This is a genomic window from Luteimonas sp. 22616 (assembly GCF_052044325.1).
Lineage (GTDB): Bacteria > Pseudomonadota > Gammaproteobacteria > Xanthomonadales > Xanthomonadaceae > Luteimonas.
Window position 1 is genome coordinate 503001 of record NZ_JBQEMW010000001.1, and the last position, 14051, is coordinate 517051.

Below are 14051 nucleotides of genomic sequence, written 5' to 3' on the forward strand. Positions count from 1 at the left end.
CCCGGGGGCTTGCGGCGTCAGCCGGCTCGAACGGCGTGCGCGCGCATCGGTGCGTTGCACCGGGCAACCTCACCCGTCATGCGGCCGGCGTCGAAGATGCCTCGTTACGCCGTCCGCCGGTCATCGACCGAACAGACGGGCAAGCGCATCGGCGCCCGCCTGGACCACGTCGCCACCGGCGTGGATCGCGGTCCCGCCGGCTTCGCCGGCAACGCGGACGCCATCGGCCGCCGCGTCGAAGAGGAAGCGGCCGACGGGGCTGGATGCGGCATCGGCGCGGGCATCGAGTGCGTTGGCCGCATCCACCGAAACGCCTTCCACGGCGGCCGCGACCACATCGGCGCCGGTGGAGGCGAGGTCACCCCCGACTTCAAGCCCGGTCTGCACGAATTCGCCTGCCATCTTCAGGGCTCCCAGCGGCTCCCGGCCCGCCCGGACGTCATTCGCGATCCGGGCAAGATCCTCGCTGCCCTTGGCCACGTCGGTCACCAGTTCGTCCACGCCTGTCGCCATGGCTTCCGTCACCCGGCTTTCGACTTCGCGCGAATTCAACGGCGACATCAGGGTGCGTTCGATGCTGGCCGGGTTCTGGTAACCGGGTTCCCAGGGTTGCTGCTGCAGCATGGTGTCGATCATGACCTGCTGCTCGTGGCTGCTCACCGCACGCGCCAGGTAGCGCACGGCGCCGCCGAGGTCGCCAAGCGGGCCGGGCAGGCCCGGGAGGCCCTCGATCAGGTCATTGACGAAGCCTGCGGCGCCCGGATCCATGCCGACGCGCTCGAGCCCGTACTCGACCACGCGGTCGGCCAGTTCACCTTCGGGCCTGACCACGATCTGGTGGCCGATGGCGTCGGGTGCGAGCGGCGCGGTGAACCAGCCTTCCTGCACCTGCGTCAGCGCGTCTTCCTGCATCGAATAGCGGCGTACCTGGCCGCCTTCGGCCTGCTGGCGGAACTGGTCGCCGTCCAGGCCCAGTCGCTGGAGGGTGCGGTCGTGCACGCCGGAAGGATCGAACGTCACCGCCGGGATCCCGGTTACCGCCGAGGCCACGGTGGCCAACCCGCCACCCTGCGAATGACCGGTGATGGCGAGGTTGGTGTAGGCCCGGTTGCCGTCGGCATCCACGCCGCGCTCGCCGAAGGCGCGCGCGAATTCCTGCGCCGCCTGCGGCGCGAGGCGGTCGAATTCGTCGGTGACCTGGCCGGTGCCCTGGGCGAAGTTGGTCATCCAGTCCGCGGCGCCCTCCTGGGTGCCGCGGAACGCCAGCACGTAGTTGCCCTGGCCATCGGTGAACACCGTCGCCTTGAACTGGCTGCCGGGCACGTCGAGCCGGCCCGGGTCCATGCCCGCCGCCTGCAACTGCTCGTTGTCCAGCGCAGTCCAGCCACAGATGGCCTGGGTGCCGCCTTCGTAGGTGGCCAGCGACATCCGCATCAGGTCGACGTCGACCTGGCGCCCCTGCGTGCCGCTGATGTAGGAGGAGAAGTTGGCGGCGTCGTAGGGCATCGCCTGGCCGGGGCCGCAGGTTGCGGGGGCAGCGACCTGCGGGTGGTAGCTGGGCTCCGGGACGTAGGGATCGGCCAGCTTCGCAGCGTGCCCGGCGACGGTCGGCGAGAAGGTCGACGGCCACTGCAGCGCAAGGGCGCGCTGCGCGAAGTCTCCGATGGTCAGGCCCATGTCCATGCTTCCGGGTTGGATGGCCCGAAGGTAGGTGGCATCGCAGGGCGGAAACAGCTGGTGCTGCCCCTAGGGCAGGGTGTTGGCTGGCGGGTTGCGGCCGTTGCCTGAGCCAGGCGACCGCGGCGGGCGTTGCCCGGGCAGTGGAGCAGTGGAGCTAGCCCGCGTCCGGGATGTCCACGTCCTCGAGCGGGATGCGCTGGATGTGTTCGCGCGGATCGTCGACCTTGTCGCGGTACTTGTCCGCCGCGCTCTCGTACGTCACCCAGACCTGGCCGTCGATGATGTTGACGCCTTCGGCGTAGTAATCGAGCTCCGCCACCTTGCCGGCATCGGCCGCGGCCTCGTAGCCGTCGGCGCTTCCGTCGCGCTCGAGGAAGGTCAGTTCGTGCGGGGCTTCGATCTTGATGCCGTGCCCCACGTTGAGTTCGAGACTGCCGTAGGAACGCGTGAACAGCAGGCCCTCGTCGGTGATCGCCACGCCCTGGGTGTCGAACGGGATCTCGAAGGATTGCTCGGGCTCCGGCTTGTCCGAACTGACCTCCCCGGTGCCTTCGTCGATGACGCCACCGGTGCTTTCGTCGATGCTGTAGACCAGCATTTCCGGGCGGTCGAGGCCATGCAGTTCCACCGGGCTGAGTGCATCCAGCGGATCGGTGAAGTAGTCCTTGAACTTGTCCTTGAGCGGATTGATGGCCTTGAAGAAATCGCCCAGCCGTTCGCCGAAGCCCTCGACCTCGATGGTGTCCTTCAGCGCATCCACGGTGGAAGCGAACTCGCCCACGTACAGCTTGCCGTCCTTGATGTTGAGGTAGCTGGCGCGCGTGCCATCCGGCATCTCGATCCGGTCGATCGCGGGCACCGGCTCGCCGCACAGGTCGCCGCGGGACGCCTGGATGTCCGAGAGCCGGTAGACGTAGATGGCTTCGGTATCCGCCACGTAGACATGGGTGCCGTCGGTGGCGACGCCGCCCGCCTTGTCCGGTGCGGGCTGGGATGCACCGAAAGTCGTCGACGGCAGGCCGCCGAGGATCACGGCATGGTCGGCGTCGCTGTCCGGAGACTGGTGGAGGTCCTGCATCGAAAGCAGCACGCCATCGTCGCGGCCGCCGCTGTACGTGGTCAGGATCTGCCCGGGGTTGCCGCCGGTGCCTTCGAGATGCCCCTGGCCCTGCGGTGTCCAGAGAGACCCGTCCCCCGCATACAGCAACTTCGGGCCCAGTTCTTCGGATGCGGCGGCAGATGTCGCCAACGGGGCCGAAAGGCCGGGGCTGATGGAGTCGATGTGCATGCTGGAGGTTCCACGTGGGCTGCCGCCCACCCTAGACAATGCCCCGTTGCGGCGGCATCTGGGGTCAACCCTTGGCGGGGCGTGGAAACGGGCCGCGAGCGGGCTCCCGCATCCGTACAGCCACGCTTCAGCCCGGCGGCCGTGCCAGCATCGGCTGGCCTGCAGGGGAAGAAACCCGGATAATGCGCAAAAGCCGGACGGGCAAGCTCTCAGGAGCCGACCGCCGGCTTTTTCCGCGTGTGGATCACTGCAGTGTGGCGAAAAACCACCTGCGTACCCCTTCCCGCGCACCGGATCGCTCGCGCGGCTGATGCCGCTCCTACCAATTCGCAGCAGGAGTTTCGCAATGGGTCAGTCAGTGGTGGTGCTGGGCGCGCAGTGGGGCGACGAGGGCAAGGGCAAGATCGTCGACCTGCTGACGCAGGACATCGGCGCCGTCGTGCGCTTCCAGGGCGGCCACAACGCCGGCCACACGCTGGTCATCGGTGGCAAGAAGACGGTGCTGCACCTGATCCCCTCGGGGATCCTGCGCGACGACGCGCTGTGCCTGATCGGCAATGGCGTGGTGCTGTCGCCGGCGGCGCTGATGAAGGAGATCGGCGAGCTCGAGACTGCCGGCGTGGAAGTCCGCAGCCGGCTGAAGATCAGCCCGGCCACGCCCTTGATCATGCCGTACCACATCGCCCTGGACCAGGCGCGCGAGAAGGCTGCCGGCGGCAAGGCCATCGGCACCACCGGACGCGGCATCGGCCCGGCGTACGAGGACAAGGTCGCGCGCCGCGGTATCCGCGTGGCCGACCTGCATTACCCCGAGCAGCTCGCCGAACTGTTGCGCAGCGCGCTCGACTACCACAACTTCGTGCTGACCAAGTACCTGGGTACCGACGCCGTCGATTACCAGCAGACCCTCGACGAAGCGCTTGCGTTCGGCGAGTACGTCGAGCCGATGAAGTCCGACGTCGCCGGCATCCTCCACGACCTGCGCAAGCAGGGCAAGAAGGTGCTCTACGAAGGCGCGCAGGGCGCCTTGCTCGACATCGACCACGGCACCTATCCGTACGTGACGTCGAGCAACACCACCGTCGGCGGCGCGCTGGCCGGCACCGGCGTGGGCGCGGACGCGATCGACTACGTGCTCGGCATCGCCAAGGCCTACGCCACGCGCGTGGGCGGCGGCCCGTTCCCGACCGAGCTCGACGACGACGTCGGCCAAGGCATTCGCGACCGCGGCCAGGAATACGGCGCCTCCACCGGCCGCCCGCGCCGCTGCGGCTGGATCGACATCGTCGCGCTCAAGCGCGCTGTGGCGATCAACGGCATCAGCGGCCTGTGCATCACCAAGCTCGACGTGCTCGACGGCATGGACAAGCTGAAGATGTGCATCGCCTACCGCTACCGCGGCAAGGAAACCGAATACGCCCCGCTCGACGCGCAGGGCTGGGACGAGTGCGAGCCGGTGTACCTGGAGTTCCCCGGCTGGAGCGAGAACACCCACGGCGTGACCGAATGGGACGACCTGCCGCCCGCCGCCCGCGCCTACCTGCGCGCGCTGGAGGAACTGGCCGGCTGCCCGATCGCGATCGTCAGTACCGGTCCCGACCGCGAGCACACGATGGTGCTGCAGGATCCGTTCGCGTAAGGATCGGGAATTCCTGCGGCCGTACTCGCCCGTGCTCGACGATTTCCTCGACGAGACGGGCGGCGTCGAAGTCGATGGTGGCGCCTTGAGCGTCACGCTGCACATGTGGGCCAGTGCGGACACATGGTCCACCAGCAGCCGGTTTCACCTTTCGCTGTCGTGACGGCTGTTTCCGCCTGGTTGGTTACGACGACATAGGTCGACATCGCGGCAGTGGCGAGATCCAGACGGTTAGCGTGAATTACTTCACCCGCCGTGCGTGGCGTTCGCAAGGCTCGATCGATGACGGCGGAGAAGCAGAGCGAACCTGGCTACGCCTACCGAAGCAGTCGTTGCAATGCCCGGAAGAGCTGGGGATGGTCTGGAATTCGATGCCCGGCTGCTGTTGGCCGGGAGATGAATCACGTCGGAGCGTGCGGCTTTTCCTCGCGGCCCGCGAGGGTGACGATGCCGTGACATCACGGCGCCTAGGCTGGTGACCTTTCCAGGCCCAGGAATCCAGAGCATGCCCATTTCCGCGGAATCCGCGCCGCTGCTTGACGTGGTGGTGGTGGGCGGTGGCCCGGCCGGGTTGACCGCCGCTACCTATCTCGGCCGTTTCCTGCGTTCGTGCCGGGTGCTTGATGCCGGGGACAGTCGTGCAAAGTGGATTCCGGAAAGCAACAACTGCCCCGGCTTCCCGAACGGCGTGGCCGGGTTGGAGCTGCTGCGCCGGATGAAGGCGCAGGCGATGGAGTTCGGGGCGCGTTTCGAGGCGGTGGAGATCGAGCGGATCGAGCGCGGCGACGCCGGCTTCACGTTGTTGGACGGCGCGCGGTCGTGGCGCGCGCGCTGCGTGATCCTTGCCACCGGGCTGGCCGACAAGCTGCCGGACGAGCCGTGGGTGGCGGATGCGGTCGCTTGCGGCGCGCTGCGGCTGTGTTCGATCTGCGATGCCTATGAAGCCGGCGATTCGTGTATCGGCGTCTATGGCCCGGCCGGCGACATCGGCGCCCACGGCTTGTTCCTGCGCGCCTATTCCAGTCGGGTCTACCTGTTGCCGAGCGACGACGGCGAGGGTGGCGACAAGATGCGCAAGGCGATCGACGCGGGCGTACGTGTGCTGGCGCCGGGCGGCCGGCTGGACTTCGATGGCGAGCGCTGCAGCTACGCAAGTGGCGAAGGCGAGGCTGTCACCTTCGACAGCATCTATCCGTTCATGGGGTCGCATACCAGCGCCGGCATCGCCGCCGCGGCCGGCGCCACGTTGTCGGACACTGGCGAGATCGTCGTCGACCACGACCAGATGACCAGCGTGCCGGGGTTGTTCGCGATCGGCGACGTGGTCAGTGGGCTCAACCAGATATCGGTGGCGGTGGGGCAGGCGGCGATCGCCGCGACGCGAGTGCACGCGATGCTTCCCTTCGTGCCGCGGGATGGGGCGGGGGCGTCATGAATCCGTGAACAAGTCGTCATCTGCGCGACGGCGGGGATCCATGGACGTCGCTTGTCAGCGAGGTAGAAGCAATGATCAGCCGTCCGGCTGTGGTGGAGTACCTCCCTCCTTGGTGGGGAGGGCGAAACCTGTTCAGGCCTTCCCCGGGCGATGGAGCGGATCTCACGCGTTGACTTGGCGCTTCTTCTGGCGAATCCGGAAAGAGCTCGCGGCTGAAGCCGCTCCTGCAAGAGCCGGCATGGCGTGGATGCGATGAGTGAAAAAATTGCCACCGGCGGGCGCTGTTTCGTTTACGTGCTGCCGTGCACGTGGGAGGACCATTGCAAGATCGGCTTCTCGCGTGATCCGCTGTCGCGGCTACAGCAGTTGCATCGGCGTTGGTACGAGTTCTTCGACATCGATCGTGGGCTGCTGGTGGAAACCGAAACGGTGCGCGATGCGCGCGACCTGGAGTTGGAGTTGCGTCGTCCGCTGGCCGAACACAACGCGCCGGCACCGCTGACCGTGCGCAGGGAGGCTGCCGGGCATACGGAATGGTTCCGTGGCGTGGCTCCGCAACTGGAACACGCGGTCGCGGAATTGCGCCAGCGTGGCCACGTCGTGCATGCGCCGCTGCGAGACTGGCTGCGACCGGTACTGTTGGCGCGCAGCGATCCGCTGTTCGGATGGACGCAGGCGCAGCTGTCCCCGGACGAACTGGAGGGATTGGCCGGGCCGACGCCGGTGCAGCGGATGGTGCGCGACACGCTGGATGCGTACGGGGCACTCGGGATCGAGGTGGAACCGTTGCTGCCGGCGGAGGTCTGGCGGTGGTATCGGGGAAGGGATGCAGGCTAGGCGGCCAGGACTCGTGGGGCCATCGGCACCCGCAAGGATTGGTGGGAAGAACTCGCGGCTGAAGCCGCTGGGTGGGAGAACGCTGGTCAGGCGGTGGGATGGCCGGTGTGCGGCGTGTGGATCAGGTCGGCGAGGTCGAATCCCTGCTGGCGTGCGTGGGCGAGGTACGCCTGCGTCGTTGCTTCGTCGAGGTGCGGCTGCCGCGACAGCAGCCAGAGGTACTTGCGGTCGGGGCTGCCGACCAGGGCAGTGGAATAGTCCGGGTCGATCTTCAGGACCCAGTAGTCGCCCTTGGTGAACGGGATCCAGCGCAGGCCTTCGGGCAGGAAAGTGACTTCGAGCTTGCTGTTGCTGGTGTCGACAGCACTTGCTTCGCCGATGGACTCCTCGCGTTCGCCCTTGCCGTTGAGGGCGCGGTTGCGCACGCGGATCCTGCCGTCGTCCTGCAGGGAGTAGTGCGCGGTGATGTCGGTGAAGTCCGCGGGTTCATGGCGCATCGGCAAGCGCGCGATCTCGAACCAGGTGCCGAGATAGCGCGGCAGGTCGATGGACGCGACGGTGGCGGGTTCATTGCGGGTAGTGGTCATGCGGACTCCGGTTGGAACAGGGATGGAACGGGCAAGGACACCTGGGCAATGAAGCCTGCGCGTGTCCGGGTACCGCAGCCTCAGGCAACCCGCAGGCGCGCTGACGTGGTCACCCTGGCGCCAAAATACAGCGCGTTGATCATGTCGATGATGACCAGCGCGCTGCGCGGGCGCGGGCCATGGAAGTCAGGTGAGCTCGGCCTTGCGCGTGGCCATCCGCTCGCCCAGCTCCCGCAGTTGCGCCTTGTCCATGAGCGCCTTGGCGCGCGGGAACATCTCCTTCTCCTCTTCGTCGGCATGGTGCTCGACGAGCTCCTTGAGCACCTTTGCGCGGCCGCCGAACTGGTCGGAGCTGACGTCGGTGCGGAGCAGGTCCGGCAGCACCAGGTCGCCGGCGGCGCGATGTTCCTCCAGCGCTTCGAAGAACATCTTGTTGTCGTCGGCCTTCTCGGCCGCCGCCTTGAACGCGGGATAGAAGATTTCCTCCTCGATCGTGGTGTGCGCTTCGAGCTCGGACTTGATCTTCTGCAGCAACTCGGTCCGGGTCTTCTTCGCACGGGAGGTGGTGTCGGCGAGTTCCGTCAGCATGGCGCGGACCGCCTTGTGGTCTTGCTTGAGGAGCGCAATGGCGTCCATCGGGGTTCTCCTGAGACTGCGCAATGTGCAGACAAGGGAACGTGACTAGTGGATGTGCGAAGGATGAATTCAGGTCCGTGGTGCGTGGAAGCCGCAGCACACCGTCCGATCACGCGTCGGCTGCGATGACTTCCAGTGGCGTGCCACGGCACGCCCTGTCGGCCATGGCCGCGAAGCGGTCGACTGGCGACGGCGCCCACTGGCGTCGTCGCCATCCCGCAGCCTTACGCCAGCGTCCGCACCTTCGGCTCGCGATCCCATTGCCGCGTCATCGCCGCCTTGACGAAGGCCTTGGCATCGCCGGTATCGACTACGCCGGCATCCTTTGCGACGCCGCCGGCTTTCAGCACCGCCTGCGCACCGGCATCGGCAGCGATGGCCTTGAGGTGACCGAAGGCATCGCGAACGAAATCGACCGCGGCCGCTTCGCCTGCCAGGCGCTTGCCGGCCGCGTCGGAGAGCACCAGCGCGACGGCATCGAACACCACCGAAGGCGTACCGGCCAGCTGGCCGTCGGCAGGCAGTTTCCTGCGGTCGGACAGCGTTGCGCCGCCCACCTTCGGTGCGACGATCTTCACCGTCGCGCCCGCATCTTCCGCGGCCTTGCGCAGCGACTTGATCGCGGCCGCGTCGGAGCCGTCATCGACCAGGATGCCGATGCAGCGGCCTTCGAGCGTCGGTTTCATCTTGCCGATGATCTGCAGTGCGGGCGAAGGCGGCAGGTCGAGGGTTTCCGCCGCGGCCGTCGCCGCAGGCGGCAACTTGTCGAGGCCGAGGCCGTCGGCAACGCGTTTGGCGAGGTCGGCATCGATATTGCGCAGGTGCCCGACCATCGCCTCGCGGACGTGCGGCGTGTCGACCTTGGACAGTTCGAACACCAGCGCCGAGGCGATGTGCGCCTGTTCGGGCGCGGTCTGGCTGTGGAAGAACTGCCGCGCCTGGCTGTAGTGGTCGGCGAAGGTGTCGTAGCGGATGCGGCTCTTGGATTCGTCGTCGGCTGGTTCGGCGAAGCTGCGGAAGCCCGAAGGCGTGGCGCGCGCGGAGGCGGGGTCGAGCGAGCTCGGCTCGTAGTTCACGCGTCCCTTGGGGACCTGCATCTGCATGTGGCCGTCGCGCTGCTGGTTGGCGAACGGGCACTTCGGCGCGTTGATCGGCAACTGGTGGAAGTTGGGCCCGCCGAGGCGGATCAGCTGCGTGTCGAGGTAGGAGAACAGGCGCCCCTGCAGCAGCGGATCGTTGCTGAAGTCGATGCCGGGCACGATGTTGGCCGGGCAGAATGCGACCTGCTCTGTCTCGGCGAAGAAATTGTCGGGCCAGCGGTCGAGCACCATGCGCCCGATCACGGTCAGCGGCACCAGTTCCTCGGGGATCAGCTTGGTGGCGTCGAGGTGATCGAACGGGAAGCCGTCGGCCTGTTCCTCGGTGAACAGTTGCACAGCGAATTCCCACTCGGGGAAGTTGCCGCCGGTAATCGCCTCGAACAGGTCGCGGCGGTGGAAGTCGGGATCGGCGCCGGCCAGCTTGACCGCCTCGTCCCATACCGTGGACTGCAGGCCCAGCTTCGGCCGCCAGTGGAACTTGACGAAGGTGGACTTGCCCTTGGCATCGACCAGGCGGAACGAATGCACGCCGAAGCCTTCGATCATGCGCAGCGAGCGCGGGATCGTGCGGTCGCTCATCGCCCACATGATCATGTGCATGGATTCGGGCGTGAGCGAGATGAAGTCCCAGAACGTGTCGTGCGCGCTGGCCGCCTGCGGGAAGCCGCGGTCGGGTTCCATCTTCACCGAGTGCACCACGTCGGGGAACTTCATCGCGTCCTGGATGAAAAACACCGGGATGTTGTTGCCGACCAGGTCGAAGTTGCCTTCGCTGGTGTAGAACTTCACCGCGAAGCCGCGCACGTCGCGCGGGGTGTCGATCGACCCGGCGCCACCGGCCACCGTCGAGAACCGGGTGAACACCGGCGTGCGCGTACCCACTTCGGTGAACAGTTTCGCGGTGGTGTACTTCGACAGGGATTTCGTCAGCTCGAAGTAACCATGCGCGGCGGATCCGCGTGCATGCACGATACGTTCGGGAGTGCGCTCGTGGTCGAAGTGGGTGATCTTCTCGCGCAGGACGAAGTCCTCCAGCAACGTCGGCCCGCGCGGCGTGCTGCGCAGCGAGTTCTGGTTGTCGGAGACCTGCAGGCCCTGGTTGGTGGTCAGCGGCGGATGCGCGCCGCCGACAAGTTGGTGGAGCTCGTCGGCATTGCCGCGGATCTCGCGTGCGGCGGTGGGTTTGCCGGCGGTCGTGCTGGCGGTTTTGGACTTGGCGGGTGCTGGTGATTTGCCCGGCTTCTTGCTCGTTGCCATCGGAACGCTCCGGAGAGGGGGAAGGAGGCACGCGGCAAACATGCTGGGCGCGCGGGCGTTAATGCAACGTCGTTCTGGGCGGGCATTGGCGCATGCGCGATGGCTCGAAGGCGGGAGTGCAGTGAATCGTTGGCTGCGGCCACTGACGGGCCGCGTGCGCGGTGCCCGGGACTTGTGCGAGTCCTTCTTCTTGCCGCCGCTGTCCTGCCTGTTCACGTCGCACAGGCGATGCGTTCGGCCGATTCCTCGCTGCGGCCCTGCTCCTCCCGATGTGCTCGATGTATTCGGCCTGGCGCTTCTGCTTGTCGGTGTAGCTGGATTTGTTTCCGCGCGACATCTGCATGTCTCCGGGTGGGGAGGGATGAGGACATCCGCGCGCGGTCAGCGTGTGAAAACCGCGCAAGCCGGTTTGTCGATTCCGGTCAGCAACCTGACCGGACGTGGCGCGGTGGACACGAGATCAGCGCAAGTCACTGATCCGGCTCCCGTCTTGGCCGGTGAGACGACAAGGTGGCGCAATGGGTTCGAACGCGGGGCTTGCGCTTGCCCGCAAAGGTAAATAGATTTTTACCCATGACTGACGACCTCACCGACCGCCAGCGCGCCGTGCTCGACTTCATCCGCGAGCACGCCGCCAGCGAAGGCCTGCCGCCGACGCTGCAGCAGATCGCCGACGCGTTCGGCTTCCGCCAGGCCTGCGCGGCGCACAAGCACGTGCGCCGGCTGCAGGAAGCCGGCTACCTGGACGTGCGGCCCAACGAGGCGCGCGGGATCCGCCTGGCCGGCAGTCGCGGCCGCAGCACGCGCGCACGGCTGCGCGAAGACCGGATGGAGCTGCCGGTGCTCGGCCGCGTCGCAGCCGGCGCGCCGATCGGCGCCGATGCCGGCGTCGAACGCCACGTGCTGCTCGACCGCGCGCTGTTCGCCAACCGGCCCGATTACCTGTTGCGGGTGAAGGGCGACTCGATGCGCGACGACGGCATCTTCGATGGCGACCTGGTCGCGGTGCAGCGCACGCGCGACGCGCGCAATGGCCAGGTGGTGGTGGCCCGCGTCGATGGCGAGATCACCATCAAGCGCTTCGAGCGGACGAAGTCGCAGATCCGGCTGCTGCCGCGCAATCCCGACTACGCGCCGATCGTGGTGCCGCCGGGGTCCGACTTCGCCATCGAAGGCCTGTACTGCGGCCTGGTGCGCAGCGACTGATGGGCGCAATGGACGCCATTGCCGGCGCGACGGCGCCCAGCCTCGATGCGCTGCTGTCGGCGCAGACCGTGTGGCGCGCCGGACGTGCGCCGGCGGCGGCCGCGGGCGGCGAACCGACCGGCCACGCCGCGCTCGACGCGCTGCTGCCGCAAGGCGGCTGGCCACGGCGCGCGCTGACCGAACTGCTGCTGCCGGCCGACGGCGTCGGCGAACTGTCGCTGCTGCTGCCCACGCTCGCGCGCATGACGCAGGCGGGCGCGGTGGTCGCGGTGGTGGCGCCGCCCTACCTGCCGTACGCGCCGGCATGGCAGGCGGCGGGCGTGGACCTGCGCAGGCTCGAGGTCATCGACGCCGATGCACGCAACGCGCTGTGGGCGTTCGAACAATGCCTGCGCAGCGCGGCGTGCGGAGCTGTGCTCGGCTGGCCGTTGCAGGCTGACGCACAGGCGTTGCGGCGCCTGCAGGTGGCGGCCGACAGCGGCGACTGCCTCGGCTTCGCCTTCCGCGACCGCAGGCACGCCGCCAATCCGTCACCGGCCGCGCTGCGCCTGGAGCACGCCGGCGGCGCCTGGCACGTGCGCAAGTGCCGCGGCGGCAACGTGCCCGCAAATGCTTTCCCTCTCCCCGCAGGAGCGGCGGTAGCCGCGAGCTCTTCGCCCGCCTCGCAACAAAACCTTGCAGGAGCGGCTTTAGCCGCGAATCTTGGCTCCCTCCCCTGCGACGGCAGGGGAGGGCTGGGGAGGGGTGCCTTTGGGCATCGCCGCGAACCGTGGGCACCCCCTCCCAGCCTCCCCCTGCCGTCGCAGGGGGAGGGGCCAAGCCAAAAGCTCGCGGCTGAAGCCGCTCCTGCAGCAGGCCCCGCCAAAATCGCCGCCATCGCAGGACTTCGTTGAGCGCGCCATGCTCTGGGCCTGCATCCACCTGCCGCAGCTGGCGCTCGACGCCGTCCTCCGGCGCACGCCCGATCCGACCCGCCCGCTGGCGCTGGTCTCGGGCCCCGCGCACCTGCGCCAGCTGCACGCCGTCAACGATGCTGCCGCGCAAGCCGGGCTGAAACCCGGCATGCGGCTGTCGGCCGCGCACGCGTTGCTGTCCGACGTGGCCCTGGTTGAACACGACGCCTCCGCCGAGGCGCGCTGGCAGCGTTTCCTCGCCGCATGGGCGTACCGCCACAGCTCGCAGGTCAGTGCGCAGTGGCCGGGTGCGATCGTGCTGGAGGTGCGGGCGAGCTTCCGCCTGTTCGGGCCGTGGCCGCGTTTCGAAGCGCGGCTGCGCGAGGAACTCGACGGCTTGGGCTTCCGCCACCGCATCGCATTGGCGCCGACGCCGCGCGCGGCGCTGGTGTTCGCCGAATTGCGCGACGGCTTCGCGGTGACCAGCGCCGCGGCGATGCACGAGGCGCTGGCGCGGGTGCCCGTGCGCCGGGCCGCGCTGCCGGACCGGGCCGGCGACGGCGAGGCCGGCGAACGCCTGCACCGCATGGGCGTGCGTACCCTCGGCGCAGTGCGCGCATTGCCGCGCGACGGCCTGCGTCGCCGCTTCGGCGCCGAACTGCTCGACCATCTCGACCGCCTGCACGGCGAGGCTGACGACCCGTTGGCCTGCTACATGCCGCCGGACCATTTCGATGCCCGGATCGAACTCGGCTACGAGGTGGAAAGCCACCAGGCATTGCTGTTCCCGCTACGGCGGCTGGTCGGCGACCTGACCACCTACCTGTCGGTGCGCGACGGCGGCGTGCAGCGTTTCGTGCTGCGGCTTGAGCACGAGCAGACCCATACCGACGTGGTGGTTGGCTTGCTCGCGGCCGAGCGCGAGCCGGGCATGCTGTTCGAACTCACGCGCAACCGGCTGGAGCAGGCGGCGATCCCGGAGCCGGTCGTCGCGGTGCGGCTGCTGGCGCGCGAGCTGCCGCCGTTCGTTCCGGCTTCGCGCGACCTGTTCGACAATCGTCCGGCGCAGGCGTTGCCGTGGCCGCAATTGCGCGAACGCCTGCGCGCGCGGCTCGGCGATGAAGCGGTCTGGCGGATCGCACCGACGGGCGATCCGCGCCCGGAGCGGGCTTGGCGCAGTGCCGGCGTCGACGATGACCCGGCATGCGCGCAGGAAGCGCCGCGCCGTCCGCCGCGCCCGGCATGGTTGCTGGACAAGCCCGTGCCGTTGCGCGACCCGCGCCTGCGCATCGTCTCCGGCCCCGAACGGCTGGAAAGCGGCTGGTGGGACGGCGACGACGCGCGCCGCGACTACTACGTCCTCGAAACCTCGCAGGGACAGCGCGCCTGGGCGTTCGCGCCGGTGGGCGAGCAGGGAAGCTGGATGCTGCACGGCTGGTTCGCATGAACCGGTTGCAGAACGGCTGTGGGAGTTGTGAAGGTTGTGGGAGCGA

11 protein-coding genes and 1 pseudogene are annotated in these 14051 nt (G+C 68.2%); 7 read left to right on the forward strand and 5 right to left on the reverse strand.

Annotation, left to right across the window (positions count from 1 at the left end; genetic code table 11):
• Positions 1 to 120 precede the first annotated feature (120 nt).
• A complete protein-coding gene (locus tag ACTJIL_RS02360) occupies positions 121 to 1677 on the reverse strand; it encodes a lipase family protein (protein ID WP_440753993.1) in 1557 nt (518 codons plus the stop codon).
• A gap of 157 nt (positions 1678 to 1834) precedes the next feature.
• Positions 1835 to 2968, reverse strand: a complete 1134-nt coding sequence (locus ACTJIL_RS02365) for a hypothetical protein (protein WP_440753994.1) — start codon at positions 2966 to 2968, stop codon at positions 1835 to 1837.
• A 346-nt stretch (positions 2969 to 3314) separates the two neighbouring features.
• Between ACTJIL_RS02365 and ACTJIL_RS02370 the strand changes: the two genes are divergently transcribed.
• The 4 genes from ACTJIL_RS02370 (at position 3315) to ACTJIL_RS02385 (ending at position 6879) form a co-directional block, all read left to right on the forward strand.
• Complete coding sequence (locus ACTJIL_RS02370; RefSeq protein ID WP_440753995.1) at positions 3315 to 4607, forward strand: adenylosuccinate synthase; 1293 nt, start codon at positions 3315 to 3317, stop codon at positions 4605 to 4607.
• 31 nt (positions 4608 to 4638) lie between these two features.
• A complete protein-coding gene (locus ACTJIL_RS02375; RefSeq protein ID WP_440753996.1) occupies positions 4639 to 4770 on the forward strand; it encodes a hypothetical protein in 132 nt (43 codons plus the stop codon).
• A 342-nt stretch (positions 4771 to 5112) separates the two neighbouring features.
• A complete protein-coding gene (locus tag ACTJIL_RS02380; protein ID WP_440753997.1) occupies positions 5113 to 6042 on the forward strand; it encodes an NAD(P)/FAD-dependent oxidoreductase in 930 nt (309 codons plus the stop codon).
• A 252-nt stretch (positions 6043 to 6294) separates the two neighbouring features.
• Positions 6295 to 6879 carry a GIY-YIG nuclease family protein gene (locus ACTJIL_RS02385; protein ID WP_440755820.1) on the forward strand — a complete coding sequence of 195 codons (585 nt, stop codon included), beginning with the start codon at positions 6295 to 6297 and terminating at the stop codon, positions 6877 to 6879.
• Positions 6880 to 6965: 86 nt separating this feature from the next.
• Here ACTJIL_RS02385 and ACTJIL_RS02390 read toward each other — a convergent pair whose 3' ends face one another.
• The 3 genes from ACTJIL_RS02390 to ACTJIL_RS02400 form a co-directional block, all read right to left on the reverse strand.
• Positions 6966 to 7466: a lipocalin family protein gene (locus ACTJIL_RS02390; RefSeq protein ID WP_440753998.1), complete on the reverse strand. Its 501-nt coding sequence runs from the start codon at positions 7464 to 7466 to the stop codon at positions 6966 to 6968.
• A gap of 186 nt (positions 7467 to 7652) precedes the next feature.
• On the reverse strand, positions 7653 to 8102 hold the full coding sequence (locus ACTJIL_RS02395) for a hemerythrin domain-containing protein (protein ID WP_440753999.1): 450 nt from the start codon (positions 8100 to 8102) through the stop codon (positions 7653 to 7655).
• Between the two features lie 224 nt (positions 8103 to 8326).
• The gene (locus ACTJIL_RS02400) at positions 8327 to 10459 is read right to left on the reverse strand and encodes a catalase (RefSeq protein ID WP_440754000.1); all 2133 of its coding nucleotides are present in this window, start codon (positions 10457 to 10459) and stop codon (positions 8327 to 8329) included.
• Positions 10460 to 11032: 573 nt separating this feature from the next.
• Here ACTJIL_RS02400 and lexA point away from each other — a divergent pair.
• The 3 genes and pseudogenes from lexA to ACTJIL_RS02415 all read left to right on the forward strand — a co-directional run bounded on the left by lexA (position 11033) and on the right by ACTJIL_RS02415 (position 14005).
• The gene (lexA, locus tag ACTJIL_RS02405) at positions 11033 to 11665 is read left to right on the forward strand and encodes a transcriptional repressor LexA (RefSeq protein ID WP_440754001.1); all 633 of its coding nucleotides are present in this window, start codon (positions 11033 to 11035) and stop codon (positions 11663 to 11665) included.
• Positions 11665 to 12288 (forward strand): annotated as a pseudogene (gene imuA, locus ACTJIL_RS02410) (translesion DNA synthesis-associated protein ImuA); the annotation flags it as partial. The gene lexA and the pseudogene imuA, both read left to right, overlap by 1 nt.
• Before the next feature lie 277 nt (positions 12289 to 12565).
• Complete coding sequence (locus ACTJIL_RS02415; protein WP_440754002.1) at positions 12566 to 14005, forward strand: Y-family DNA polymerase; 1440 nt, start codon at positions 12566 to 12568, stop codon at positions 14003 to 14005.
• Positions 14006 to 14051 lie beyond the last annotated feature (46 nt).

Bases quoted from the DNA above. Each gene is read 5' to 3' on its own strand.
- ACTJIL_RS02400 (WP_440754000.1), bottom strand. From the start codon at position 10,459: ATGGCAACGAGCAAGAAGCCGGGCAAATCACCAGCACCCGCCAAGTCC.
- ACTJIL_RS02385 (WP_440755820.1), top strand. From the start codon at position 6,295: ATGAGTGAAAAAATTGCCACCGGCGGGCGCTGTTTCGTTTACGTGCTG.
- lexA (WP_440754001.1), top strand. From the start codon at position 11,033: ATGACTGACGACCTCACCGACCGCCAGCGCGCCGTGCTCGACTTCATC.
- ACTJIL_RS02390 (WP_440753998.1), bottom strand. From the start codon at position 7,466: ATGACCACTACCCGCAATGAACCCGCCACCGTCGCGTCCATCGACCTG.
- ACTJIL_RS02365 (WP_440753994.1), bottom strand. From the start codon at position 2,968: ATGCACATCGACTCCATCAGCCCCGGCCTTTCGGCCCCGTTGGCGACA.
- ACTJIL_RS02380 (WP_440753997.1), top strand. From the start codon at position 5,113: ATGCCCATTTCCGCGGAATCCGCGCCGCTGCTTGACGTGGTGGTGGTG.
- ACTJIL_RS02395 (WP_440753999.1), bottom strand. From the start codon at position 8,102: ATGGACGCCATTGCGCTCCTCAAGCAAGACCACAAGGCGGTCCGCGCC.
- ACTJIL_RS02360 (WP_440753993.1), bottom strand. From the start codon at position 1,677: ATGGGCCTGACCATCGGAGACTTCGCGCAGCGCGCCCTTGCGCTGCAG.
- ACTJIL_RS02415 (WP_440754002.1), top strand. From the start codon at position 12,566: ATGCTCTGGGCCTGCATCCACCTGCCGCAGCTGGCGCTCGACGCCGTC.
- ACTJIL_RS02370 (WP_440753995.1), top strand. From the start codon at position 3,315: ATGGGTCAGTCAGTGGTGGTGCTGGGCGCGCAGTGGGGCGACGAGGGC.